The 25,373-nt window shown below is 62.1% G+C and carries 25 protein-coding genes and 3 pseudogenes; 9 read left to right on the top strand and 19 right to left on the bottom strand.

What is annotated here, in order from left to right; translation table 11 throughout:
* From guaA to F3Y30_RS04855, 4 genes are all read right to left on the bottom strand, one after another.
* A complete protein-coding gene (gene guaA / locus F3Y30_RS04840; protein WP_203425394.1) occupies positions 1-1,563 on the bottom strand; it encodes a glutamine-hydrolyzing GMP synthase in 1,563 nt (520 codons plus the stop codon).
* Between the two features lie 110 nt (positions 1,564-1,673).
* Positions 1,674-2,312, bottom strand: a complete 639-nt coding sequence (locus F3Y30_RS04845; protein ID WP_203425395.1) for a 5'-methylthioadenosine/S-adenosylhomocysteine nucleosidase — start codon at positions 2,310-2,312, stop codon at positions 1,674-1,676.
* On the bottom strand, positions 2,309-2,758 hold the full coding sequence (locus F3Y30_RS04850) for a PaaI family thioesterase (protein ID WP_203425396.1): 450 nt from the start codon (positions 2,756-2,758) through the stop codon (positions 2,309-2,311). Before F3Y30_RS04850 ends, F3Y30_RS04845 begins: the two co-directional genes overlap by 4 nt.
* Before the next feature lie 117 nt (positions 2,759-2,875).
* The gene (locus tag F3Y30_RS04855; RefSeq protein ID WP_203425397.1) at positions 2,876-3,331 is read right to left on the bottom strand and encodes a TspO/MBR family protein; all 456 of its coding nucleotides are present in this window, start codon (positions 3,329-3,331) and stop codon (positions 2,876-2,878) included.
* Between the two features lie 106 nt (positions 3,332-3,437).
* Here F3Y30_RS04855 and F3Y30_RS04860 point away from each other — a divergent pair, with 106 nt between their 5' ends.
* Positions 3,438-3,992 carry a GNAT family N-acetyltransferase gene (locus F3Y30_RS04860; RefSeq protein WP_203425398.1) on the top strand — a complete coding sequence of 185 codons (555 nt, stop codon included), beginning with the start codon at positions 3,438-3,440 and terminating at the stop codon, positions 3,990-3,992.
* Between the two features lie 23 nt (positions 3,993-4,015).
* On the opposite strand, the gene F3Y30_RS04865 is transcribed toward F3Y30_RS04860, so the two are convergent.
* The 4 genes from F3Y30_RS04865 to F3Y30_RS04880 all read right to left on the bottom strand — a co-directional run bounded on the left by F3Y30_RS04865 (position 4,016) and on the right by F3Y30_RS04880 (position 9,130).
* Positions 4,016-5,122 (bottom strand): DUF1513 domain-containing protein, encoded by a 1,107-nt coding sequence (locus F3Y30_RS04865; RefSeq protein ID WP_246752872.1) that lies wholly within the window; start codon positions 5,120-5,122, stop codon positions 4,016-4,018.
* On the bottom strand, positions 5,122-6,258 hold the full coding sequence (locus F3Y30_RS04870) for an imelysin family protein (RefSeq protein ID WP_203425399.1): 1,137 nt from the start codon (positions 6,256-6,258) through the stop codon (positions 5,122-5,124). The genes F3Y30_RS04865 and F3Y30_RS04870 overlap by 1 nt, the downstream gene beginning before the upstream one ends.
* Complete coding sequence (locus tag F3Y30_RS04875) at positions 6,258-7,712, bottom strand: di-heme oxidoredictase family protein (RefSeq protein ID WP_246752946.1); 1,455 nt, start codon at positions 7,710-7,712, stop codon at positions 6,258-6,260. Before F3Y30_RS04875 ends, F3Y30_RS04870 begins: the two co-directional genes overlap by 1 nt.
* Positions 7,713-7,849: 137 nt before the next feature.
* On the bottom strand, positions 7,850-9,130 hold the full coding sequence (locus F3Y30_RS04880) for an imelysin family protein (RefSeq protein WP_203425401.1): 1,281 nt from the start codon (positions 9,128-9,130) through the stop codon (positions 7,850-7,852).
* Positions 9,131-9,484: 354 nt separating this feature from the next.
* Between F3Y30_RS04880 and F3Y30_RS04885 the strand changes: the two genes are divergently transcribed.
* A complete protein-coding gene (locus F3Y30_RS04885; RefSeq protein ID WP_203425402.1) occupies positions 9,485-9,988 on the top strand; it encodes an HPP family protein in 504 nt (167 codons plus the stop codon).
* Positions 9,989-10,009: 21 nt separating this feature from the next.
* On the opposite strand, the pseudogene F3Y30_RS04890 reads toward F3Y30_RS04885, so the two are convergent.
* The 5 genes and pseudogenes from F3Y30_RS04890 to F3Y30_RS04910 form a co-directional block, all read right to left on the bottom strand.
* Positions 10,010-11,295: pseudogene (locus F3Y30_RS04890) on the bottom strand (RsmB/NOP family class I SAM-dependent RNA methyltransferase).
* A 76-nt stretch (positions 11,296-11,371) separates the two neighbouring features.
* Complete coding sequence (locus F3Y30_RS04895) at positions 11,372-11,704, bottom strand: septal ring lytic transglycosylase RlpA family protein (RefSeq protein ID WP_246752947.1); 333 nt, start codon at positions 11,702-11,704, stop codon at positions 11,372-11,374.
* A 433-nt stretch (positions 11,705-12,137) separates the two neighbouring features.
* Entirely contained in the window at positions 12,138-13,010 is an 873-nt protein-coding gene (locus tag F3Y30_RS04900) for an SDR family oxidoreductase (protein WP_203426488.1), read from the bottom strand.
* On the bottom strand, positions 13,010-14,176 hold the full coding sequence (gene queG, locus F3Y30_RS04905; protein ID WP_203425404.1) for a tRNA epoxyqueuosine(34) reductase QueG: 1,167 nt from the start codon (positions 14,174-14,176) through the stop codon (positions 13,010-13,012). The genes F3Y30_RS04900 and queG overlap by 1 nt, the downstream gene beginning before the upstream one ends.
* A gap of 10 nt (positions 14,177-14,186) precedes the next feature.
* Positions 14,187-14,879, bottom strand: coding sequence for a glutathione S-transferase family protein (locus F3Y30_RS04910; RefSeq protein WP_203425405.1), 693 nt, complete (start codon positions 14,877-14,879; stop codon positions 14,187-14,189).
* A 171-nt stretch (positions 14,880-15,050) separates the two neighbouring features.
* On the opposite strand from F3Y30_RS04910, the gene F3Y30_RS04915 reads away from it, so the two are divergent.
* Positions 15,051-15,857, top strand: a complete 807-nt coding sequence (locus F3Y30_RS04915) for an undecaprenyl-diphosphate phosphatase (RefSeq protein WP_203425406.1) — start codon at positions 15,051-15,053, stop codon at positions 15,855-15,857.
* Positions 15,858-16,043: 186 nt separating this feature from the next.
* Here F3Y30_RS04915 and F3Y30_RS04920 read toward each other — a convergent pair whose 3' ends face one another.
* The 6 genes and pseudogenes from F3Y30_RS04920 to dnaN form a co-directional block, all read right to left on the bottom strand.
* Complete coding sequence (locus F3Y30_RS04920) at positions 16,044-16,196, bottom strand: hypothetical protein (RefSeq protein WP_203425407.1); 153 nt, start codon at positions 16,194-16,196, stop codon at positions 16,044-16,046.
* 365 nt (positions 16,197-16,561) lie between these two features.
* Positions 16,562-17,542, bottom strand: a complete 981-nt coding sequence (locus F3Y30_RS04925) for a complex I NDUFA9 subunit family protein (RefSeq protein ID WP_203425408.1) — start codon at positions 17,540-17,542, stop codon at positions 16,562-16,564.
* A gap of 118 nt (positions 17,543-17,660) precedes the next feature.
* A complete protein-coding gene (locus F3Y30_RS04930) occupies positions 17,661-17,948 on the bottom strand; it encodes a DUF1330 domain-containing protein (protein ID WP_203425409.1) in 288 nt (95 codons plus the stop codon).
* 18 nt (positions 17,949-17,966) lie between these two features.
* Positions 17,967-18,671: an orotidine-5'-phosphate decarboxylase gene (gene pyrF / locus F3Y30_RS04935; RefSeq protein WP_203425410.1), complete on the bottom strand. Its 705-nt coding sequence runs from the start codon at positions 18,669-18,671 to the stop codon at positions 17,967-17,969.
* Positions 18,672-18,788: 117 nt separating this feature from the next.
* Positions 18,789-19,390: pseudogene (gene pmtA, locus F3Y30_RS04940) on the bottom strand (phospholipid N-methyltransferase PmtA).
* Positions 19,391-19,665: 275 nt separating this feature from the next.
* Positions 19,666-20,784 carry a DNA polymerase III subunit beta gene (gene dnaN / locus F3Y30_RS04945; protein WP_203425411.1) on the bottom strand — a complete coding sequence of 373 codons (1,119 nt, stop codon included), beginning with the start codon at positions 20,782-20,784 and terminating at the stop codon, positions 19,666-19,668.
* On the opposite strand from dnaN, the gene F3Y30_RS26575 reads away from it, so the two are divergent.
* From F3Y30_RS26575 to gshB, 6 genes and pseudogenes are all read left to right on the top strand, one after another.
* Positions 20,783-20,917: a hypothetical protein gene (locus tag F3Y30_RS26575; RefSeq protein WP_281435425.1), complete on the top strand. Its 135-nt coding sequence runs from the start codon at positions 20,783-20,785 to the stop codon at positions 20,915-20,917. The two genes, dnaN and F3Y30_RS26575, sit on opposite strands and share 2 nt — an antisense overlap.
* 118 nt (positions 20,918-21,035) lie before the next feature.
* A pseudogene (gene rsmI, locus F3Y30_RS04950) lies at positions 21,036-21,952 on the top strand (16S rRNA (cytidine(1402)-2'-O)-methyltransferase).
* Between the two features lies 1 nt (position 21,953).
* Positions 21,954-22,322: a YraN family protein gene (locus F3Y30_RS04955; protein ID WP_203425412.1), complete on the top strand. Its 369-nt coding sequence runs from the start codon at positions 21,954-21,956 to the stop codon at positions 22,320-22,322.
* A gap of 162 nt (positions 22,323-22,484) precedes the next feature.
* On the top strand, positions 22,485-22,982 hold the full coding sequence (locus F3Y30_RS04960) for a cupin domain-containing protein (RefSeq protein WP_203425413.1): 498 nt from the start codon (positions 22,485-22,487) through the stop codon (positions 22,980-22,982).
* A 131-nt stretch (positions 22,983-23,113) separates the two neighbouring features.
* The gene (locus tag F3Y30_RS04965) at positions 23,114-24,127 is read left to right on the top strand and encodes a linear amide C-N hydrolase (protein WP_246752948.1); all 1,014 of its coding nucleotides are present in this window, start codon (positions 23,114-23,116) and stop codon (positions 24,125-24,127) included.
* A 105-nt stretch (positions 24,128-24,232) separates the two neighbouring features.
* Positions 24,233-25,177 (top strand): glutathione synthase, encoded by a 945-nt coding sequence (gene gshB / locus F3Y30_RS04970; RefSeq protein WP_203425415.1) that lies wholly within the window; start codon positions 24,233-24,235, stop codon positions 25,175-25,177.
* Positions 25,178-25,373 lie beyond the last annotated feature (196 nt).

The raw sequence follows: 25,373 nt of genomic DNA on the forward strand, positions 1-25,373 counted from the left end.
TCACTCCCACTCGATCGTGCCCGGCGGTTTCGACGTCACGTCGTAGACCACCCGGTTGATCCCGCGGACCTCATTGATGATGCGGGTCGCAGCGCGGCCGAGGAAATTCATGTCGTAGTGGTAGAAATCGGCTGTCATGCCGTCGACCGAAGTCACCGCCCGAAGCGCGCAAACGAATTCGTACGTGCGCCCGTCGCCCATCACGCCGACAGTCTGAACCGGCAGGAGAACTGCGAAGGCCTGCCAGATCTTGTCGTAGAGGCCTGCCTTGCGGATTTCATCGAGATAGATGGCATCCGCCTCGCGCAGGATCTCGAGCTTGTCGCGTGAGATGCCGCCCGGGCAGCGGATGGCAAGGCCCGGACCCGGGAAGGGGTGGCGACCGATGAAGCTGTCGGGCAGTCCGAGTTCGCGGCCGAGGACGCGTACCTCGTCCTTGAACAGTTCGCGAAGCGGCTCCACGAGCTTCATGTTCATGCGCTCGGGCAGGCCGCCGACATTGTGGTGCGACTTGATCGTGACCGACGGGCCGCCGGTGAAGGAAACGCTTTCGATCACATCCGGATAGAGCGTGCCCTGCGCCAGGAATTCTGCACCGCCAAGCTTCTTCGCTTCGTCCTCGAATACCTCGATGAAGAGGCGGCCGATGATCTTGCGCTTGGTTTCCGGATCGCTCACGCCCTCAAGTTCGCCGATGAAGCGGTCGGAGGCATCGACGTGGATGAGATGCAGGTTGTAGTGCTCGCGGAACATGGCGACGACATCCGCCGCCTCGTTCTTGCGCATCAGGCCGTGGTCGACCAGGATGCAGGTCAGCTGGTCACCGACGGCTTCATGGATGAGAAGGGCCGCCACGGAGGAGTCGACACCACCCGACAGCGCGCAGATGACCCGCTTGTCGCCGACTTCCTTGCGGATGGCTTCGACGGCCTTTGACCGGTAGGCGGACATCGACCAGTCGCCCTTGATGCCGGCAATCTTGTGTACGAAGTTCGACAGAAGCTTCGCGCCATCAGGCGTGTGCACCACTTCCGGATGGAACATCGTCGTATAGTAGCGCTTGGCTTCGTTGACGCAGATCGCGAATGGCGCGTTCTCGGACGTCCCGATGATCTCGAAGCCTTCAGGTGCGACGGTAACGCGGTCGCCGTGGCTCATCCAGACCGGGTATTTCTTGCCGACTTCCCAGAAACCCTCGAAAAGCGGGCTCGCCTTCAGGATTTCGACGTCCGCCCGTCCGAATTCGCGGGCGTGTCCGCCTTCCACCTTGCCGCCGAGCTGGGTCGCCAGCGTCTGCTGGCCGTAACAGATCGCCAGGATGGGCAACCCGGATTCGAACGCGATCTGCGGCGCGCGCGGACTGCCGTGGTCAAGGACGGAAGCTGGCCCGCCAGAGAAGATGATCGCTTTCGGCTTGAGGCGCCTGTAGCCTTCTTCTGCGGATTGGAAGGGAACGATTTCGCAATAGACGCCTGCTTCGCGCACGCGCCGCCCGATGAGCTGTGTCACCTGGCTGCCGAAATCGATGATGAGGACGGTGTCGGGATGGGCTGTCTGGGTCATGGCGAGCCTTTAAAGAAAAACGCTCTGACGCGCAACGGGGGAGGCCGGAAATTCCGCGTTTCCGGCGCGGGCGAGCCTTCTCTCCCTCCCGGTTGCCGCTCTTTACCCGATCAGGGCGTGATCGTGCCTTCGCGCAGCCCGCCTTCGAGCGTGTCGATGACGTCAGAAAGCTTTTCATCGATGATGTGAAGGTACTCGGTCCAGTCGCCGATATGCTTCAGCTCGGCCTTGCCGTCGGAAATGCCGCGCAGCCCGACGAGCTTGACGTCATAGGCCTGGCAGGCACGCAGCACGGCGAATGTCTCCATCTCGACCATGTCCGCATCGATTGTCGCGTAGGCGTTCCCGGAGACAATGTTCGCGCCGGTCGAAAGACGTGCCTCCGGAACACCCGGTATCCGGATGGGCAGCGGGACCGTGACAGGTAGGTCGAGGAAGGGTGTCGCGCCCTTCTCGAAGCCGAGGGGCGAGGCGTCCATGTCGCGATAGGAGACCGAGGTCGCCTGATAGACTTCCGCCTGTTCCAGCTTTGCCGATCCGGCGGAACCGAGGCAGACGACCAGGTCGGGCAGAGTGTTGCGGGCATGGAGCTCGGCAAGCGCGCGGGTCACGCTGACGGCCGCCTCGACAGGCCCTACGCCGGTCATCAGCGGTCGTATCCGCGCCCGCAGATGCGGGCCATACTCGGCTACGGCGGCCATGACGTAGAGCAGCCGGAAGGGGGCCACCTTCTTCAATTCATAGGTCATCCGGCAATGCCCTCGCGTCCCCTTACCACCATCATCGTGCCGGTCATGGAGGCGATCAGCTTGGCCGGTCCCTCGGTCAACGCATAACCCCGCCCGTCCGCAACGATGATGGTCGTGCCGGGCTTCGTCACCTCGCCGCGAAAGAGAAAGCGCTCCCCTCGACCCGGGGACATGAGGTTTACCTTGAATTCGATGGTGAGGATCGACGCATCGGGATCGATCATGGTGTAGGCCGCTAGGCCGCAGGCGGAGTCGAGCGCCGCCGAAATCACGCCGGCATGCAATATGCCGTGCTGCTGTGTGAGCTCGTCATTGAAGGGGAGCTCAATCTCGATGGTGCCGTGTTCGATGCGTGTGAGTTCGGCACCGATGAGGCGCATCGCTCCCTGTCTGGCAAAGCCGTCCGTCACACGTTGATGGAAATCCGCTGAAGGAAAATCTGTCATGCTACATGCATTCGCTTTCGCCGGGAAACCACGGCTCGCTTCGTTCGATGCGGCAACCTCGCACGGCTTTCCCTTCGCCGCAAGTTTAGCCGTTGCCGCACCATTCCCGGACCCGTTTCAGTTCAGCATGACGACCGCGGCATTGAGGGCCGTCGCAAAGGCGACCCACAGAAGATAGGGGATGAAGAGAACGGCCGATGGCCGGTCGTCGTGCCACGAGGCGGCGATGAACAGCGCGACCGCGAACAGCAGGCCGAGGATGATGATCAGCGCCATGGCGGGTTCCTGCCATCCGAAGAAGGCGGGCGACCAGGCGAAGTTCAAGACGAGTTGTGCGAACCACAGCCGCATTGCCCTTGATCGCCGCCGCGTCAGCCAGGTGCGCGCGCCGGCAAAGGCGATCATGACGTAGAGAATGCTCCAGGCAGGTGCGAACAGCCAGTTCGGGGGAGTGAACGACGGTTTGGACAGGGACCGGTACCACTCTCCAGGCACGTTGTTCGCCCCGATGAGTAGACCGCCGCCGAGAACGAGAATGATAAAGACGAGATAAGTGGGAGATTTGTTGTTCATATACAGGCAGATAGAGCATCGACCGCTCTTGTCCAGTGATGGATTGCCAGTCTGGTCGGCGATCTTCAAACGTGCGCCGCGGCCTGAACTGCGCTAAGCTCCACGGATGAGGAAGCGCGAGCAGATCGAAATCCGAAAGGGCTGGACGGGCGACGTTTTCAGCATAGGACGCATCATCGTCGAGACATGGAAGTCAGCATTCCATGGAATTCTCGATGAGGCTTTTCTCGACCGGCTCTCGCCCGCCGAACAGGCGGTCCGCCATCTTGCGCGCCGCAGCACGCCGGGAGTGCAGCATTTCGTCGCCATCGACGTAGCGACGCAGGAGGCCATCGGTTTCGCCAATTTCGGACCTGCCCGGGCATCGATGCCTTCTGACGTGCGCGAACTCTATGCGCTCTACGTTCGCCCCTCCTATCAGGGCAGAGGCGCGGGCGCGGGGCTCGTGCGGCAGGTGGCGCGCCATAGCCTGGAAACCGGTGCAACCAGGCTCTACGCCTGGGTCCTGGCCGACAATCCCAATCGTGCGTTCTACGAGCGCCTTGGCGCAAACCCCGGGGAGATGAGCACGATAACGCTTGGCGGCCGAACCTATCAGCAGGTCGCCTATGCATGGGATGACCTGGAGGCGCTCGCAGGCCGTTCCAAGCGGGCCGAATGATCCTGATCAGAGGCGCCCCAGAATCAGAGGCGTCCGAGACGCACGATATGCTGATCCCACGCGACATTGTCGTGCGCGCCGGCGAAGTACCCCCCATAGGAGGATACGGCAAAACCCTGCTGGGCTGGTGCGACCCCGGCGGCATCCGTCACCGTTTCCTGCCGGACGACTGCACCCGTCGCTGCGTCGAGCGTGACGGCAACACTGCCCTTTGGCGAAGTGATGCCGACGGTATTTTCCCGCCGATTGACGGCGATCGCCCCGACATAGTTCGCAAGCGCCGACGTCGTTTCCTCCGGCAGGTCGACGAACGCAATGTCCTCGCCAAGTGAAAACGAGCCGACGAGCGGGGGAAGATCGTTGCGTGCACCCTCATACTGACAGGCAAACCAGATGCGGCCGTCGCTCCCCAGGTCGACATGGCGCGTCGAAAGCTGCCTGAGCGTTGCCGGCATGTCGTGCTTTTGCACGAGTGCGCCCGTTGCGGCGTCGATGAGCGCCAGCGACGGCTCCATGTGGTCGAGATTGAGTTTGGTGCGTCCGAAGTCCGGGTGCGTTTCGATCCCGCCATTGGCCGCGATCAGTGTCCTGCCATCGTCGGAAACGGCAAGGTCATGCGTTCCGATCCCGTGGGTGTCGAATTCGCCCACCCTTCTAAATCCGTCCCGGGCGTCGTAGAGCCCGATGACGCCGCGATTGGCGTCGAAGTCGTTCTCGCTCACGTACAGCAAATGCCCGTTCGGCGAAAAACAGCCGTGCCCGAAGAAATGTCGTCCTTCGCGCGCCTGGATGACGATCGGCTCGCCGGTGCCGCGGGTGTCGATCACCATCGCGGTGGTCCCGGGGCGCCTAGCAAAAGCGACAGCCCTGCCGGAGACGCCGTCGAACGCCATCCCGTGGCCGCGGGTCGGTAGCGGTACGCGCTCGATGATGTCCCCGCGCTCAGTCACGGTCGCGATCCCGTAGCTGCCGTCCGGATCCCTGAAACCCGATGCATAGACGGCATCGGCTCTGTCGAGTGCGAACACCGCCTTAGGAGCGAGCGTCGAAGCCCACGTCGCTCCCGCCATGCGCAGGAAGGCGCGCCGATCGATCAGGGGGCTGCGCATGGGGTCGAGCCGCGAGCCCATCAGTCGCCGTCCGAGAAGGAGAAGCCCGCGCCCATTCCGATCGCGGCACCATACTCGTCGTTCAGACGGACGATGAGATCTCGCGTGTTGACGAGAAGGAAGTCGATCTTTGCCCGTTGGTTTTCGTCGCCGACGGCATTCTCGATATCCGGGTCGATGTTGGGGCCGATGCGTGTCAGCGATTTCATCACGAATTCGATCGAGCCCGCAATCGAGGCCACACCCGGGTCGAGCAGCTGCTCCATCCCCGATTTCGTGAAAAGCGTTTGCAGTCCGGCAATGTTCGCGTCGATCGATTTCCAGGTGTTGCCGGATCGCCAGTAGATCGCCGATTTCGGCCGCACCGGTTGATCCTTGCCCTTGTAGAAGGTTTCGATCCGCTGGTCCCTGACGGTTTCCGCCCCATGGACGAGGATGCCAAGAAGTGCGGTCATGGCCTCTTTGCCGTCGCGGAATTCGGGATTATCAGGTCCGGGATGCTTCCAGGCGTCCTGGATGCCGCCGGGCTTCTCCCATTCGGCGACAAGTTCTGCCGCGATGCTTTCGATGTTGGACGCGACCGCTGCCCCGTAGCGGCAGCGGAAGCTTTCCTTCTCCGACAAAGCTTCCTTGGCACCGGAGCCGTAAAGGACGAATTCGAGGGCTCCAAGGCCCTGCATCGCCACGCTCTTTCCTTTGAGCGCGGGCGCCTCGGTATCGGCTTCATCCGGCTTTGCGAGCAGTGCCTGCACCTGCTTGAGGCCGGTGCTCTTGCGGTCCGGATAGAAGAGGATACGCTCGAAGCGATTCTGGGAGAGAACCGGACCGATGCGCACGATCTCGATCATGGACCAGGTGCGGACCACTTCGTCGAAGGCGGCGTGCGCCGCATCTTCCGTGGAGGCCGATGGTGCCGCGCAGTAGGTTGCCATCGCCTTGGTGAGCGCCTGCGCCGCGCCATGGAAGGTGCGGTAGCCCGGGCGGATGACGTCGTCGACCGCACGGCCCATCACCTGCTCGACCTGCGCCTGCGTGAGCGTGACCGGCGCCGGAGCGTTGCCTTCCTGCGCGACGGCGGGCGGCGAGACGGCAAAAGCCGCAACGGCGAGCGCCAGGCTTGGCAGGAGGCGTGAAAACAGGTGTCGCGGCAAACGCATCAGAGGGACTCCAGGAAAGCCAAAAGTGTGTCTCGATCTGTCTTTTCGAGCTGCGCAAAGCGGTCGCGTGCCTTCTCGGCCTCGCCACCATGCCAGAGGATCGCCTCCGTCAGGTTTCGGGCTCGGCCGTCGTGCAGGAAGAATGTGTGTCCGCTCACGGTCTGCGTAAGGCCGATACCCCAAAGCGGCGGCGTGCGCCACTCGCTTCCGCTGGCCGAGCCGACCTGCTGGCCGTCGGCAAGCCCCTCGCCCATGTCATGCAGCAGGAAATCGGAATAGGGCCAGATGAGCTGGAAGGCTTGTGCCTTGTTGGCCGCATCCCGCCGCGTCACGAATTTCGGCGTGTGACAGGAAACGCAGCCGATCTCGTAGAAGAGCTTTTTTCCGGCGAGCGTTTGCTCGAAGCTTGCCTTGCGCCGCGCCGGGACCGCGAGGTTCTCGGCGTAGAACGTGACGAGGTCGAGAACGGGTGCGGGCGCCTCCGTGTCGCCTAGGCGAGGTTGCACGCCGGTCGGAAGCGCGAGGCAGTCGACCTGAGCCTCGGTGCAATCGCCGTGGGACCGTTTTACCTCCGGGGTGGAGATGCCGATATCGTTGGCGAAGGCCTCGGCGCTCTGGTGGCGGACGGTAGCGTTCTGCGCCTTCCACCCGAAGCGTCCGAGCGCCGGCTTGCCTGTTGTAGGGTCCTTGACGATAGCGGCGCGGCCGCTGATGCCGTCGCCGTCGAGATCATCAGGATCGGCTTTGGCGAGGATGTCGACCTCGTGGATGGCCTGGATCAGACCGAGGCCGCTCATCGGTTGGGTGACGCGCGGCGAAAGCGTCGTCGCCTTGTCGAGGGGGCCATAGGCCAGGTCGGCAACGGAGTAGCGCGGGTGGCGAAGCGAAACGCGTTCGCCGCCCGCAAGTGTGACGCTTTGCTCCTCGTATTCGATGACCATGCGACCCTCGCGTGCGAGCCCTGGAACCGCGAGGTCCTGCAGTTGCCTGCCGTATGTGGGGTCGGGAAAATTCAGAACGTCGAGATCGTCGACCCTTGCCCTCTCTTCCGCACTCGAGGCTTCCCGGGCCAGCCGCAGGAACATCGAGGTCGCGTCCGTACTTCCCTCCGGCGGGCGGCCGCGGCCGTCCTTGAGGTGGCAGGTGTGGCAGGCGCGGGCATTGAACAGCGGGCCAAGACCGTCGGACGCCTGTGTGGAGGAGGGGGAGGAGACCCAGAGCTTGCGAAACAGCGCGTTGCCGAGCTTGAAGGCCTCTTCTTCCTTGAACGTAATGTTGGCTGAGAAATGCGAGAAGATGTCCGCATTGATGGGGGCGATCGTCGTCGCCGCGCCGCCGGACATTGCTTCATATTGTTCGGGCTTGGAGAAATCGGTCGTGGGCTGCGTCACCCTGGCAACACGCACCCGGTCCTTCGCCGACAGATCGTGCCTTTCAGTCGGCAACGCCGACATCGATGGCTCGGCCCCGGTGCTGTCCGTCGACCCCAACAGGACCAGAAAAAGGGCCGGAACCAAACGGTGCATGGCGAACTCGTCTTCGCTGGGATCGAACCGCGCCCGAAAGATCGGGCGCGGTTCGTATTGGCGTCTTATTGGAAGACGGCGTTAGGATTGTCCAGGCTATCCGAACCTTCAAGTTCGATCTTTCCGAGGTCGAGTGCCGCGATCACGCGCTCGATGGTCTTGGTCTGGTCGACCAGTCCGTCGATCGCAGCCTGCACGACCGCATTGCCCGCGGCATTGCCTTCGCCGATCATCTGGTCATAGGCCTCGGTGGTCTCGGCGCGCTTCGCCATGGCCTCCATCGCCGTGACCGTCGTCGCGAGCTTGGTCTTCATCTCAGTGTCGAGTGCCCCGTCCTTGGCCGCAAGCAGCTCAGAGAGAGAGGGACCGATCATCTTCGTACCGTCGGTCCGGGTATATTCGCCCGTGTAGACGGTCTGGATTCCGAGCGCATCGTTGAGGTGCGAATTGTAGGTGTTGTCGGAGAAGCAATCATGCTCCTCTTCCGGATCGTGAAGAAGCAGGCCGAGCTTCATGCGTTCGCCGGCGAGCTCGCCATAGGAGAGCGAGCCCATGCCCGTCAGCATCGCCGAGAGGCCGGCCTTCGGATCGGCATTCACGGTATTGGTCGCTTCACCTTCCGGCGCCCAAGCGGCAACCATCTCTTCGAGATCCGTCACGAGGAGGGATGAGGCCGCCTTCAGGTAGGCAGCCCGGCGATCGCAATTGCCGCCCGTGCAATTCTTGGTGTCGTAGTCCGTGGCCGGACGGTTGCCGGCGCCCGGTCCGGTGCCGTTCAGATCCTGGCCCCAGAGGAGGAACTCGATGGCGTGATAACCGGTCGCGACGTTGGCTTCCACGCCGGCTGCTTCCTGCAGCGAGCCAGAAAGAAGCTCCGGTGTGATCTTCGAGGCGTCAACGTCCTTGCCGTCGATCTTGATGGACGGATTGGCGATGACGTTCGCGACGAATAGCGCGTTCTCGTCGCTTTCCGTGCCATAGCTCGCATCGACATAGTCGATCAGGCCCTCGTCGAGCGGCCAGGCGTTTACCTTGCCTTCCCACTCGTCGACGATCGCATTGCCGAAGCGGTAGGCCTCGGTCTGCTGGTAGGGAACGCGCGCCTTGATCCAGGCCGCACGAGCGGCCTTGAGCGTTTCGTCCGTCGGGGTGGCAATCAGCGCGTCGATGGCGGCATCGAGTTCCTTTGCCGTCGCCAGGGAATCGGAGAATTTCGCGTAGGCAATGTCGGAATAGTGCTTCACGACCGCGGCGGCGTCAGTGGCAGCCGCTGCGGGCTGCACCGCAAGGGCGGAAGTTGCCGCCAGCAGCGCAAACGCGGCGGCGCGGAGGAGGGAAGTTTTCATGGCGACTCCTGGTGTCCCGTTCAGGTGGTGCCCTCCCCATTGCGCCTCCCCTCGGGGCAAAGACATCGCGGGCGCGAATGCGTTCAGGCTCAAAGTGTCTTGGCGCAAAAACAAACTGGTGTCAAAGCGTATAGTTTAGAACTGTTTGAACCTCGAAAATCTGCCCTTCGCGTGGGTCGACGTCGCCGGCTCCCGTGCCAATTGGTTGAGGATTTTTCCGGCCAAATCCCTGTAGCGAGAAAACTTTGCCAACGGGAAATGCAACGAACAGCGTTTTGGTGCTTTTACTGATCAAAAAATGTGCTGTATGGTCAAATCGTAGCCATTGCCACATACTCTCCCTGCACGGAAAATATGCGTCACCACATCAAGCACTTCACGCGCCGCCACGAGCCGCGCGGCCAGTTCATCAACCATGTCAAATCCGGTATTGGCGCGATCGTTTCGCTGGGCGCCGTCGGCTTCCTGTCCATCGAAACCGGTATGCCGCTTCTGATCGCGCCCTTCGGTGCCAGCGCCGTCCTCTTGTTCGGTCAGCCGAAGAGCCCGCTCGCCCAGCCTGCGAACGTCGTCGGCGGATACATGATCGCGGCGCTGCTGAGCGTAGCGATCATGCTGGGCTTTCCAGGCGAGCCGGTTGCGGCCGTCATCGCGGTGGGTGTGACGATTGCCACGATGCTGGTGTTGCGCGTCACGCATCCGCCGGCGGGAGCCGTTCCGCTCGTTGCCCTCGCTTCACCCTTTCTGCCGACCGAACTTTTCGAGGCGGTTATGCTGGGCAGCCTGCTCCTGGTGACGCTTGCCGTCCTGCATCACCTGATCCCGCCGCGTGCGCAGTATCCTGTTCGGGTGGAGTGACGAGGTCGGGCGGCAGGGCTGTCAGCCCTTGCGGCCCATCGCACAGAAGAAGAATCCGTCCGTATCCGTCGAGGCGGGCGTGAGCGTCACGGTCTTCATGTCGGTGGACCATGGTTTGCGCTCGGATCCGCCGAGCAGATCCCCCAGACCTCGGCTGCCGACAGAACCTCGAACTCGGGATTGTCGTCGCAGAAGGCGTAGACCTGGTTCTCGTTTTCTTCCGGCAGGACCGAGCAGGTCACATAAAGGAGATAGCCGCCGGGCCGCACGTAGGTCGCGGCGTTGGCGAGCGCTTCCTCCTGCTGTGCGAGCCGTTCCTCTAGGTTCTTTTCCGTCAGTCGCCATTTCGTGTCAGGGCGGCGGCGCCAGGTGCCGGTACCCGTGCAGGGGGCATCGACGAGGACGCGGTCGAAGCGGCCCGTGAGCGGGGTCAGCGAGGAAAGGCTTTCGTGCACCTGGACATTGCGGGTGCCCGCGCGCTTCAGCCGTTCGATGATCGGCGCGAGACGCTTTCGGTCGGTATCGTAGGCGTGGACCTGTCCCTTGTTGTTCATCGCGGCAGCCATCGCCAGCGTCTTGCCGCCGCCTCCGGCGCAGAAGTCGAGGACCTGTTCGCCTTCCTGGGCAAACACAAGGTCGGCAACGATCTGCGATCCTTCGTCCTGCACCTCGAACCAGCCCTTCTGGAAGGAGAGCTCGGCCGTGACGTTGGGAAGCCGCGACGGGCCTTCACCCGCAGGAATCCGCACCCCATGACGGGCGATAGCCGTTGGTTCCGCACCGTTGCGTTCCAGGGCCTTCAGGACCTTCTCGCGGCTGGCCTTAAGGGTATTGGCCCGCAGGTCCAGCGTCGGCCGGCCAGCCAATGCCTTCGCCTCTGCCAGCCAGTCATCGGAAAAATTGGCTTCGAAGGAGGGCTGGACCCACTCGGGAATGTCGCCCTGCACATGGAGGGGCGCGTCTTCCAGCCTTCGGCTTGTAAGGGCTGCAATGTGCTTGGGAGAAAGTTCTGGAGCGAAGCGGTCGCCATCGAGCTCGGCCGCGATCCCTTCGGGCGAGAGGCCCCACTGGCGGAACATCACCGCGAAGCCCAGGGCGGCAGCGCTGTCGTCGTCCATCATGTATGCGTGGGACAGTTTCATCCTCAGCGCATCGTAGACGATGTTGCCGATCGCCGCGCGATCGCCGGAGCCGGCGAACCGGTGGGACAGGCCCCAGTCCTTCAGTGCATCTGCCACCGGGCGCCTGCGCGCCTCTATGTCCGAGAGAACCTCGATGGCTCCTGAAAGCCGTCCACCCAACCGCATTTTTATACTCCGTTTTCGCCGTGGTAGCCGCGATGTGCCGCCAGAGCAAGCGGTCGACGGGCGAATTCGGAGATCGTCAGGAGTTGATGATCTCGTAACAGATCTTGGCGTGGCCGGATCGGATCATGCCGATGTTGGATGCCGCAGCCTTGGAGAGGTCGAGCACGCGGCCACGGATGAAGGGACCGCGGTCGTTCACCCTCACGATAACGCTCTTGCCATTCCTGGCATTCGTGACGCGCAACTTCGTGCCGAAGCGCAGGCTCCGATGAGCGGCAGTAAGCTTGGTGGGGTTCATGCGTTCCCCGGATGCAGTGCGCGACGTCAGCGCGTACCAGGAGGCGCCGCCGCAGCCGCTGCTGGCAGCATTCGCATCTGAAATTGATGTGGAGACGGAAGCAAAGGCCATGAGCGCCGCAATGGCGACAGTAGAGGACTTGATAGCCATAGTTCTGGTGACCCCTCAGAATTAAACTTAATACTTTTCTGACGAAGATCGCCCTATTCGCATCAAAAATGGCGAAAAAGTGCCTCAACCGACTGCACCCTGAGAGGGGTGCCCGGAAGATCCATTTGCAGTGCTAGCGATGTATTTGATGCAATGCAGCCATGCGTTCTCAAAAACACTTGAGAATCAGATGCTGCACTGCGTTCATCGCGCGGCAGAGAAATCCCGTGCGACTTCTGAACAACGCGCGGAAAAAATTTTCAAAAGCGCGCGATTCTCCACCTCAAACCTGTGGTGAAAAAGAGGCAGATCGTCTCCAGGTTGTGGAGAAAGCGCAGGACGGGCCATACCCTAACGAATGGAGACGGATATGGTTCCGGATTTATTCGACGCCTCAGCCGCGCCAGTTGCTGCTGTTCCAAAGCTGCGCCAGCGATCCCCTATAGTCCGGGAACAGGAACTGGTAGCCAAGCGAGCGGAGTTTCGAATTGGAAACGCGCTTGTTCTCACCATAAAAGGAACGGGCCATCGGGGAGAGTTCGGCGGTTTCGAAAGGCACCTCCGGCGGCATTTCAGCGCCCATGATGCGGGCCGCTTCAGCAACGACATCCTGGGGCGGGCCGGGCTCGTGATCGGTGATGTTGAACACGCCGCCAAGCTTTCGCTCGGCAAGGAATGCAGCCGAAGCAGCAATGTCTTCGACGCGGATGCGGTTGAACACCTGGTCCTTCTTGATGAGACGTCGCGCCGTGCCGTCTGCAATGTTGCAGAGGGCGTTGCGGCCAGGCCCGTAGATGCCGGAAAGGCGCATCACGGCAACGGGTACGTTCTCCTTGCTGCCGAAGGAAAGCCAGTTGCTCTCGGCTTCCACGCGCTCGATCGATCGGGTGGATTTGGGGTGCAGGGGCGTGTCTTCGTCGACCCATGCGCCCTGGTGATCGCCGTAGACCCCGACGGTCGAAAGATAGGCGACCCATTCGAGCCTGGGCATGAGCGTCGTGATCGGCGGGCTTGCGGGGCGAAACAGCGGGTCGCCGTCACGTCCCGGCGCAATCGACTGAACCAGGTGCGTGGTGCCCGCCATGAAGGCCGCCAGTTTGGGAGAGATTGTCTCTCCGTCGTAGATGATGCCTTGGATGCCGCTTGCCGAAAGCGCCTCGGCCTTTGCGGCGGAACGTGTCGTCCCCGCGACCGCGGCGCCCTTGGCGCGAAACGTCGAGGCGATGGCCTTTCCCGAAAATCCGGCTCCGAGTATCAGCACCTGCATCATGCATCCTCCATAAGGCAAAGTTCGTATTCCGCGCGGACCTCCGCGTCCGGCTCCCTCCTTACCCTCTCGGCAAACGCACGGAAATCGCCAGGAAGCATCAAGCGGGCACAAGCCCATGCCGCCATCCCGCGCACCACGGGGGAGGGATCGTCCGCAAGTCCTCGGCACAGTGGCAGCAGCGCGCTGTCGCCGGAATTGCCTGCGGCGATCAGCACGTTGCGAACGAAGCGGTCGCGCCCGATGCGCTTGATCGGCGAACCCGAGAAGAATGTGCGGAAGGACGCATCATCCAGCCCGAGAAGGAAGGCGAGGGAGGGCGCCCTCAGGTCGTCGCGCGCGCGCAGCTTCATCTCGGAAGCCGTGGCGGCAAACTTGTTCCAGGGGCAGGCCGCAAGACAGTCGTCGCAGCCGTAAATCCTGTTGCCGATAAGTGGCCTGAGCTCCGCCGCAATCGGGCCCTTGTGCTCGATGGTGAGGTAGGAAATGCAACGCCGGGCGTCGATCCGGTATGGAGCGGGAAAGGCATTGGTCGGGCAGGCGTCGAGGCAGGCTCGGCATGAACCGCAATGGTCCCGTTCCGGGTCGTCGACGATGAGCTCCGCCGTCGTGAACAGGCTGCCGAGAAACAGCCAGGAGCCGAATTCACGGCTTACTAGGTTCGTATGCTTGCCTTGCCAGCCTAGGCCCGCCTGCATCGCAAGCGGCTTTTCCATCACTGGCGCCGTGTCCACGAAGACCTTCACGTCCTCGCCGGAGCGGGCGGCGAAACGGGTGGCGATCTCCTTGAGCTTGCCCTTGATGATGTCGTGATAATCACGGTTACGGGCATAGACAGAGATCGCAGCCCTGTCAGTCTCCGCAAGTATGGCCGTCGGGTCCTCGTCGGGGCCGTAATTGAGGCCGAACATCACGACGGACCGCACCTCACTCCAGAGCGTGCGAGGATCGGCGCGGCGCTCCTCCGTCTCTTCCATCCACTCCATCGTTCCGTGGAAACCCGCCCGCAGGAACTCGGCGAGACGACCGGGCGCCTCTGGAATGGAGTCCGGTCGGGTAACGCGACAGATATCGAAGCCTTTGGCTGCCGCCTCGCTCCTGATGAATTCCGTGAGGCGGATACGCTTCCGGTCATCTCCAGGCAGTGATTTGGGATCGCCCGGCATGGCCCGGCTCCTAGAAATCGAGGTCCGCGTAATGCGAAACCGGCGTCACGCCACGAACCCGCTCCGCAAGCAGCGGACGGAAGGAGGGACGGGACTTCAGGCGCTGGTACCATTCCTTGGCCTGGGGAGCCTCCGCCCAGTTGATCTCGCCGAGATAGTCCAGCACCGAGATCGAGGCCGCGGCCGCGAGATCGGCATAGCTCAGCCGGTCTCCGGCGAGGTATGTCCGGGATCCGGCGAGCCAGGAGAGGTATTTCATGTGCTGGCGGATGTTGGCGCGAGCATTTCGAAGAACCTTGCTGTCCGGCGGTCCGCCACCCTGGTCCGGCGTCATCTGCAGCTTAAAGATCCGCTCGCGTACCAGTGGCCGGGTGACGTCCTGCTCCATCTTCTGCAGGAACCATTCGACCAGACGGCGGATCTCCGCTCGCTGGAATGGGTCTTCCGCGAGGAGCCGGCGGTCGCGCTTCAAAACACCGTGCGTCTCGTCCACATATTCCGAGATGACCGTTGCCCCGCAGAGCGCGCGCATGCTGTCGTCGACGTAGACGGGAAGTGTCCCTGCCGGGTTCAACGCCAGGAAGTCGCGGCGATTCTCCCACGGCTGCTCCTCCGCGAAATCGGTCTGATAGCCGTACTCCGACAGGATCAACCGGACGAACCGGGAAGGAGAGGACATGACATGATGATAGAGTGTCGGCATCTAAGATGAGCTTTGTTCGTGGTCACGGGGAGGATTCTGCAAAGATCAGCCGCGATTCGCTAGTTTGATCTTCGGTTCGTCAAGAAGCTATAGGAAGTTGACGACGCAAACTCAAGCGAATCAGCGAAAGCCGTCAACTTCGCCTCTATCCTCCCGTAACAAGGACAATTCATGGCCGACCAGTCGATCGTCAGTGCCCTCATTCTCGGTCTCATTGAGGGGCTCACCGAATTCATTCCCGTCTCCTCGACAGCCCATGTGCTGTTGGCAGGACACTTCCTGGGGTTCAAGTCGCCCGGGAACACGTTTGCCGTGCTGATCCAGCTCGGCGCGATTCTTGCGATCCTCGCGGTCTATGCAAGCAAGTTGATCCAGATCGCCGTGGCTCTGCCCACCAGCGCCCAGGCCAGGCGCTTCGTTCTCAGCGTCCTGATCGCGTTCCTGCCGGCCGCGGTGATCGGAGCGATCGCTCATGATTTCATCAAGACCGTGCTGTTCGAAACGCCGATGCTCATTTGCATCGTGCTGATCGTCGGCGGCATCTTGCTCTATGCCATCGATCACATGCCGTTGAAGCCGCGCTACACCGACATCATGCAGTACCCGCCGTCGCTCGCGCTCAAGATCGGTCTGTTCCAGTGCCTGGCCATGATTCCCGGCACGTCGCGCTCCGGCGCAACGATCGCCGGGGCGCTCCTGATGGGAACGGACAAGCGGTCCGCTGCCGAATTCTCGTTCTTCCTGGCCATGCCGACCATGGTCGGCGCCTTCACGCTCGACCTCTACAAGAATCGTGACGCCCTTTCGTTCGATGATTTTACGATGGTCGCGGTCGGCTTTGTCGCAGCCTTCATCTCCGGCCTTTTCGTGGTCCGATCCTTGCTCGACTTCGTGTCCCGCCGCGGCTTCACGCCCTTTGCGTTCTGGCGGATCCTCGTCGGCACCGCCGGGCTGATCGGCCTCTGGCTTTTCGGATGACAGTGAGGCGCTCCGGCGCCGCCTATCGATCCACAACGAAAACGGGCCCGGAACTAGAGAGTTCCGGGCCCGTTTTTTTTAAAAGCTTGCCGGCGGATTGTCCGCCACAGGCTGTATCACCTTGAATCGCCAATCATGCGCGCCTCTAAGCGCGGGAGGTGGCGTGGATCAGCTGTTCCTTGGAAACTACCGGACGACCGAGGCGGTCGTGCAGGGATCGACGCCATAGGCGGGCGAGCAACCCTGCCGGCCGGCCGAAACCGTCGTCGGGGCAGCAAAGGAACCGGCCAGGATGATCAGCGCGGAACAGCCAAAAAAGATTGCAATTGCCTTGCCCATTACAGGAAGCCTCTATCAGAAAATCGTTGGCGCGAGAGTCGCTGCGTGACTCATAAACGTGGCGCGAGCGGTGGATATTCGCTGCGCCGGACAACATCAATATCCGCTTATGCTGAATTCGCGGTAAACATCGCCGAGCCATATCCACTGAGGCAGAATTGCAACGTTTTGTCTCGCAACCGGGCGAGCCGCATCGTCTTTGGTCGGTAACGTGTTCCCGCTTGCTGCCTTCCTGGCAATCTTCTTTGTAAAATCAGTGCTGGACGCACGCAGGTCGAGGGCGACATCCCGTGCAACGAAAAAGTCGCCGTGCGGTTTTACGCACGGCGACTCCATCATTCCGGAGAAAGCTGTTTCCTCGCCGTTCAGGCGGCCCGGCCGCTGCCGGTGAACTGGCCTTGCGGACGATAGCGAACCAGGTAGGTCGGCAGGATGACCTCGACGAGCGAGGGCGTGATGCCAAAGGCCTGGAGCGTACGGCCTTCCTTCTTGGCTGCGTCGGAAACGACGTTATCGGTCTTGAGCAGCGTGACCTGGTCGGAGGTGAGCGGTGGCGCCACGAAGGGAATGAGCGAGGACACGGAACCGATGAGCGAGGCAATGCCGAACGGCAGTGAAACCAGGCGACGTTTGCGATCCACGACGCGCAGGATCATTTCGAGACACTGACGGAAGGAAAGCATCTCCGGCCCGCCCAGCTCGTAGATGCGGCCGGTCTCGACCTTGCCTTCGATCGCGCGGGCAACTGCTTCTGCGACGTCAGCCACGTATACGGGCTGGAACTTCGTGTGTCCGCCGCCGATCAGCGGCAGTGCCGGTGCGAAGCGGGACATTTCCGCAAACTTGTTGAAGAACCCGTCTTCGGGCCCGAACACGATCGATGGGCGCAGGACGATCGCGTCGGGGAGCGTTGCGAACACCGCTTTCTCGGCGCGGCCCTTGGTGCGTGCGTACACCGAAGGGGAGTTTTCATCGGCGCCGATCGCCGAGACATGGACCAGTTTGGCGCCAGCGGCACGGGAGGCTTCCGCCACGGCGCGCGCGCCGAAGTCCTGGACCGCATCGAACGTGTTGCGTCCGCTCTCGAAGAGGATGCCGACGCAGTTGATAACGTATTGGGCGCCTTCGACCGCGCGGTCGACGGAATTGCGGTAGCGCAGGTTTGCCTGGACGAAGGAGATCTGGCCGACCCCTCCCATCGGCTGCAGGTAGCCGGCGAGATCAGGACGGCGAACTGCGACCCGGATGCGGTACCCGCGCCGAGCGAGTGCCCGCACGACATGACGGCCGACGAAACCCGAACCGCCGAAGACAGTGACGAGCGGTGGAAGGTTGGACAAAGTCATGCGACGGCTCCTGAAAGTCTGATGGTTGCGTGGGTGCTTCATAGCCCAAACCGCACCACAGGTGAAGGCTTCTCGCACGCCCGCCGAACAACGTCTACGCGTTCACGAGAACGCTGGTTCAGACGCCTTCCACGACGACCATCTCGGCATCCGCAACCTCCTGACGGATGGCCGCTGCGATCTGGTATTCGGGTGAATTGTAACAGTCTACCGCCGCCTGGAATGTCGGGAACTCGATGACCACGTTGCGCGCCCGAACAGGGCCCTCCAGGCGCTCGAACGTCCCTCCACGGGCCAGAAACTTTGCTCCGAACTTTTCGAACGCGGGCGTGGCTGCCGTGACGTAATCCTTGTAGCGCTCCGTGTCGCGCACGTCGACGCGTGCTATCCAGTATCCTTTGGCCATGGTGATTCCTCCCTGACGTCAGATTTTGCTGGTGATCGTCTCGTCCATCTCTGCGAGAATTGCGCGCGCGGCACGAAGGGGGTCGGCGGACTCGACGATCGGGCGCGCCACGACGAGGTGCGTCGAGCCGGCGCGAAGCGCTTCGGAAGGCGTCATGACGCGCTTCTGGTCGCCTTTTTCCGCACCCGCAGGGCGAATGCCGGGTGTCACGATCGCAAGGTGGGGACCGACGATCTCGCGGACGGCACTCGCTTCCTCGGCGGAACAGACGATGCCGCCCATCCCGGCGGCGCGCGCCTGTTCGGCCCGGCGCAGCACCAGCGTATGCGGATCGTATTCGTAGCCGGCATCGATGACGTCCTGCTCGTCCATCGACGTCAGCACCGTCACGCCGAGCAGGCAAAGCCCCGAGCCCTGCGCCGCCTTGACTGCGGCGACCATTGCCTTCGGATAGGCGTGCAGCGTCAGCATGGACATGCCCATCTTGGCGATGTTCTCCACGCCCTTCGCAATCGTGTTGTCGATGTCGAGGAGCTTCATGTCGAGAAACACCTTCTTGCCGTCCTGGGCAAGATCGCGGGCGAACTCGAGGCCGCCCGCGAATGCGAGCTGGTAGCCGATCTTGTAGAAGAGAATGTCATCACCCAGGGCGGTCACCCTGGCTTCAGCCTCCGCGACCGTCGGCACGTCGAGGCCGACGATCAGGCGATCCCGTGCGGTCATGCCAGTATCCTCTGCAGAATTCAATTGCCGTCCAGTCGCACGTGACACCGCGCTTCGCAAGCCGGGAAGTCAATATTCCCGGCTGATTGCCGTTCTGCGGCAGTAACCCAGGCTTGCTCAGTGCGGCCTGCGGTAGAGCCACAGCTGCGCCGGCGGAATGTTGCGCACGACGAAATCGAGGTGGCTGATCTGGTAGCGATCCGGCATGGCGACCACGGGAGACAGTGGCCCGTAGGAGATCTGCACGATGGGGCGCCCGGCGGGAATGCGGTCGAGAAGATCTTCGATCAGGCTGACCCGCTTGTGCTGGGGAAGTTCAGCAGCGGAACTGCGGAAATCACGCAATCGAACTGTTGGCCGGCTTTCGCTCCGAGGGTCTTCGAAAGATCGAAGGCATCGCCGTTAATGAAATTGACGCCGGGGAAACGGGTGAGAAGGTGCTGATAGAATTCGGTGGAATATTCGACGGAGAAGAGCTTTTCGGGAGAAAGGCCCGTCTCCAGGATCGCCTTGGTTATCACGCCGGTCCCCGGGCCGAGCTCCAGGACGGGCAAGTTCGAGCGCGGCTCGATGATGCTCGCCATCCTGCGGGCCGTGATGGAGGAGGTGGGCAACAGCGCGCCGACTGCCTTGGTATTGCTCATCCACCCTTTGAAGAAACGGATCTCCTCGTCGAATTTCTTCCCGATCCGTTCCTTGACCTTAACTCGAAAATTCATGTCATTCCCCAATCCGACTCGAAGCGCTCGATTTATTAATTGTTCCCGTCTGCGGCAAAAACAAGTCATTCTGCGCCACGGATGCGATTCACGAACAGCTGAAATGCGGCATCGGGCGATCCTCGCCGGTAAATGCGCGCGGTCGTTGTGCGCGTCGTCGCTGCACGTCCGCGCACACGGGTTCCCGTGGTGGGCGTGCGCAAACACCCCCACCTCCACGGCCGGGTCATCTTACCTGATTTCGAAAATTGCGAGCGGGTCGAAAACGACGTTCGTCAGACGCGCATCGGCATCAGCACGTAGAGCGCGTCGTCTCCCGCCAGATCTCGTACGAGCGTCGGCGAGCCGGGATCGGCCAGCATGAAGACCGCCTCGGAGCCGGAAAGCTGGGCAGTGATGTCGAGAAGGTACTTCGCATTGAAGCCGATTTCGAGCGGATCACTCTCGTAGCCTACGGGCAGTTCCTCAGTCGCGCTGCCGGAGTCGGGATTGTTGACGGTGAGCGTCATCTGGCCTTCCGCAAGGGCTAGTTTCACGGCGCGGCCGCGCTCGGATGAGATCGTGGAGACGCGGTCGACCGCCTGGGCGAAGGACTGGCAATCGATCTTCAGTTCCTTGTCGTTGTTCGCCGGGATGACGCGCTGGTAGTCCGGGAAGGTACCGTCGATCAGCTTCGACGTCATGACGATCGAACCGATGGTGAACCGGATCTTCGCGTCGGAAACTTCGACGGTCACCATCACGTCCGGGTTGTCGACAAGCTTCTGCAATTCGCCAACGGTCTTGCGCGGTATGATGATGCCGGGCATGCCTTCCGAGCCGGATGGCGCCTCGACGTCAGCACGCGCGAGACGGTGCCCGTCAGTCGCGACGGCGCGCAGCTTGAGCTGCCCGTCGCTTTCGATCGTGTGGATGAAGATGCCATTCAGATAGTACCGGGTCTCTTCGGTGGAGATGGCGAACTGCGTCCTGTCGATCAGCATCTTCAGGTCGGTCGCCTTGAGGCGGAAGGTGTGGGTGAAGCTTCCGGCGGTCAGATCCGGGAAGTCGGATTGCGGCAGGCACTGCAGTGAGAACTTGGACCGGCCGGAGGCGACAGTCATCGTCGAGCCGTCCGGGTTGGTCGCCAGCAGCACCTCGGCCCCGTCCGGGAGCTTGCGCACGATGTCGTAGAGAAGGTGGGCCGGCACTGTCGTCGCACCCGACTGTTCCACCTGGGCAGGCGTCGCTTCGGTTATTTCGAGATCGAGGTCGGTCGCCTTCATTTCCAGGCTTGCGCCGTCCGAACGCAGCAGGACGTTCGACAGGATCGGGATCGTGTTGCGCCGTTCCACCACGCGGTGAACATGGTTCAGCGACTTCAGAAGGTTGGACCGCTCGAGAGTAATGCGCATGGAATATACCGCTTTCGACCGCTGCCTGCCGGAAATCTTCGGACACGGCATATGCTCTGGGTTTCCGGCCGCAGCCGGAAAGATGTGGATGGGCAAAATGGCAGAAATTACTGTTGCATTGCAAGAGCCATGAACCTTTGCCGCTCATGAAAGTCCAGAATGGTGAAATGGCCGGGGCTTGCAGCGGTGCGACGCCTCCACCATAACGAAAAGCGTATCGCCCGAGCCAGGGCGAACGGAAGGAATTTCGATTGTCTGACCTCGAAACGAACGGTGACGGCGCTCTCGCAAGAGAGCGTACATTTCGCATCCATGATACGCCGGTGCGGGCGCGTCCACTCGAACCCGCGCTCTATCTGGTGGCGACGCCCATCGGCAACCTCGGCGACATCACGCTGCGGGCGCTCGAGACCCTTGCCGCTGCCGATGTGCTGGCTTGCGAGGATACCCGCGTTACTCGCGTTCTGCTCGACCGCTATGGGATCGTGAACCGGCCGTATTCCTACCACGAGCACAATGCCAACGAAGCAGGGCCCCGCCTGCTGGCGGCGCTTTCCGCCGGCAAGTCGGTCGCGCTCGTGTCCGACGCCGGTACGCCGCTCGTGTCCGATCCGGGATATCGGCTGGGCCAGTTGGCGCTCGAGAGCGGATATAAGGTCGTCCCGGTGCCGGGGGCATCCGCGCCTCTCGCTGCCCTGGTCGGATCGGGCCTGCCGAACGATGCCTTCCTGTTTGCCGGTTTCCTTCCGACGAAGGACAAGGCGCGCCGCGACCGACTGGCGGAGCTAACAGACATTCCGGCCACCCTCATCTTCTTCGAATCGCCGCATCGCATTGGCGCAACGCTCGCCGCAGCAGCCGACGTCCTCGGAGCCGGGCGCCCTGCCTGCGTGTGCCGCGAGCTCACCAAGACCTTCGAGGAGTTCCGCCGCGGGACGCTTGCCGAGCTCGCAGATCGCTATGGTGACGGGCATCCCGTGAAAGGGAGATCGTTCTCGTCGTCGCGCCGCCGGTACCCGGTGGACCGCCGGCCGAAGCGGAGGTCGATGCGCTGCTTGCCTCCCTTGTGCGGGACATGCCGGCCGGCCGGGCCGCGACGGAGGCCGCCCGCCAGACGGGTCTGTCGCGCAAGGTACTTTATCAGCGGCTGCTGGACATGAAGGGATAGGATGGGGACCGACGGACCGAGCCGCGCACGGCTGAGGGCATATCGCAGGGGCCACCTCGCGGAATATGCGGCCGCCCTCTTTCTGCTCGCAAAGGGCTATCGGATCGTCGGGCTGCGCTATCGAACGAAGATCGGTGAGATCGACATCATCGCGCGCAAGCGCGACCTGGTGGCCTGCATCGAGGTAAAGGCGCGCCAGAGCGAGGAAAGCGCCGTGTTTGCGGTATCCGGCACCGCGCAGCGTCGTATTCGCGCGGCGAGCGATCTCTGGCTGTCGCGTCAGCCGGATGCGCATCGCCTGTCATTGCGCTACGACATCGTTGCGGTCCTGCCCTGGCGCGTTCCCGTGCATTTGAAGGATGCTTTCTGACCTCAGGCCAGTCCTGTCGACACAGGATATGACGCCTCATACCCTCTTTGCCATTTTCCATTGGCAAAACCTGGAATTGCATAAAATTCTAGCTTTTGACTGAACCGGAACCTTACGCGTAACCGCTAGGCTTCTGCCCAAGGGTTACAAGGGGAAGATGCAATGGTTTGGAAACTGATGCTTGCGAGTGCTGTCGGTATGGCAGTCAAGACGATGCCGATCGCGACAGCCGCGCCGCGCCCGTTGATTGCCGCCTCGTCCGACGCGATGGAGATGGAACCGGCGCCGATCGAGCCGAGCTGGATCCTGGCCGGCGATCCCAAGGCGCGCCTCGCGCTTCATTCGCGCGCCCATGACGATGCGGCGACGACGGCCATCTGGGACTGCACCGCGGGAACATTCCGGTGGTACTTCGGATGGGACGAGACGGTGATGATCCTTGAGGGCGAGGTCCACGTGACGGCTGAGGACGGCACGGAGCGGACGCTGAAGGCGGGCGACATCGGATACTTCGCGGGCAACACCTGGGCGACGTGGCATATCGAGACCTATGTCCGCAAGATCGCCTTCTGCCGGAAGAAGTTCCCGGTGCCGGTGACCATTGCCTACCGCCTCCGGGACATGCTGCGCAGTTCGCCGCGCGGCGGGCTCGCGGCCTGAGGTTCACGAACGGGGCCTTGAACTGTCCAGGCGGACTTGTATGGTTTGCCGGCAGTTCCAGGAGGAAGCGCATGCCAATGAGACGCACCGCATTCGGTCGATTCTTTTTCCGGACGCTTCTTGCAGGCATAATGGCGGCCGCGAGCCCCGCCGCTGAGGCGTGCACGCGGTTCGTCTATGTCGGGCCGGACAACCATGTCGTGACCGCACGGTCCATGGATTGGAAGCTCGACGTCGCTACCAATCTCTGGATTTTTCCACGCGGGATGAAACGAAACGGGGCCGCGGGGCCGAACTCGATTGAGTGGACCTCCAGGTATGGGAGCGTGATTGCCACCGGCTATGACGTTTCCACCACGGATGGCATGAACGAAAAGGGCCTCGTCGCCAATGTGCTGTGGCTGGTTGAATCGGAATATCCGAAATTCGACGGGAAGAAGCCGGGTCTGACCATTGCGGCCTGGGCCCAGTATGTCCTCGACAACTTCACCAGCGTGGAGGAGGCCGTCGAGGCGCTTCGCCAGGAGCCGTTCACGATCGTGACCGACAGCGTTCCCGGCGAGGACCGTCTGACCACGCTGCATCTCTCCATATCCGACAAAACGGGCGACAGCGCGATCGTCGAGTATATTGATGGAAAGCAGGTCATTCACCACGACCGCAAGTATCAGGTGATGACCAATTCGCCGATCTTTGACAAGCAGCTCGCCCTGAACGAGTACTGGAAGCAGATTGGTGGCACCGTCATGCTTCCCGGTACCAACCGCGCCGCCGACCGCTTCGCGCGAGCTTCCTTCTACGTGAATGCCATTCCGAAGGAAGAGGACCTGAACAGGGCGCTTGCGAGTGTCTTCAGCGTGATCCGCAACGTCTCGGTTCCCTTCGGTATCACCACGCCGAATGAGCCAAACATCTCTTCCACCCGCTGGCGCACGGTCGCCGATCAGAAGCGCGGACTTTATTTCTTCGAGTCTGCGCTCACGCCGAACACATTTTGGGTCGATCTCAACAAGATCGATTTTTCGGCGGAGACGGGCAAGGTCGCCAAGCTCGACCTCGGCAAGGACCAGGATCATACCTATTCCGGCGATGCAACCGCGGAGTTCCGCCAGAGCGAGCCCTTCCACTTCCTCGGGTTGGAGTAACGGTCTCCATCCCCTATGGCAGTTTGTTGAGATGGCCGTTTCGTCTCCCGTTGCGTTTGCCCGGGCGGCGTCCTAAATGGTTCTCGATCATCCAGGGAACGGCTCATGGCAAACATCAAGAACGTCGCGGTCCAGATGGACCATGTCTCCTCGATCAGCATCGGAGGCGACTCGACCTTTGCAATGAGCCTCGAAGCACAGGCGCGGGGCTACAACCTCTTCCATTACACGCCGGACCGGCTCAGCCTCCGCGACGGCAAGGTCTATGCCACCGTCGAGCCGATGTCGCTCCGCGACGTCAAAGGTGATCACTTCACGCTCGGCGAACCCGAGCGCGTCGACCTTTCCACGATGGACGTGGTGCTCCTGCGCCAGGATCCGCCCTTCGACATGTCGTACATCACCTCGACGCATATGCTCGAACGCATTCATCCGAAGACCCTCGTCGTCAACGATCCGGCCTGGGTGCGCAATTCTCCGGAGAAGATTTTCGTCACCGAGTTTGCCGATCTGATGCCGGCCACCCTCATCACGCGCGATCCCGGCGAGATCCGGCGCTTCCGAGAGGAAATGGGCGACATCATCCTGAAGCCGCTCTACGGAAACGGCGGCGCCGGCGTGTTCCACTCGACCCGCGACGACCGGAACCTGTCGTCTCTGCTGGAGATGTTCGGGCAGATGTTTCGCGAGCCCTTCATCGCGCAGCAGTATTTGCCCGACGTACGAAAGGGCGACAAGCGCATCATCCTGGTCGACGGCGAGCCGGTCGGCGCCATCAACCGCGTTCCGGCGGAACACGATTCGCGCTCGAACATGCATGTGGGCGGGCGCGCCGAACCGACCGAACTGACAGCGCGCGAGCGGGAAATCTGTGATCGTATCGGACCGGCCCTGCGCGAGCGCGGCTTCCTCCTCGTCGGGATCGACGTCATCGGCGACTACATGACCGAGATCAACGTGACGTCTCCGACCGGCATTCGCGAGGTGCGCAAGTTCGGCGGAGCCGATATTGCCGCCCTTCTTTGGGATGCGATCGAAAGCAAGCGCTAAATAAAGCCCCTGTGGCGGTTCTCGGGATCTCGCACTCTGCTCGGGCCTTCAAGTCTTTGACGGGTGGAAAGGCCGGATGCCTGGCGTTCAGGGCTCCTTTCGTCGCCCTTCCGTTCCAACAATACAACTCGATGCAACTTCGGCGGTAGAATTTCAATATTTCGTTCGATGATTGTTCTTGTTTTATTCCGTTATC

This window comes from Sinorhizobium sp. BG8 (assembly GCF_016864555.1).
Taxonomy (GTDB): Bacteria; Pseudomonadota; Alphaproteobacteria; order Rhizobiales; family Rhizobiaceae; genus BG8.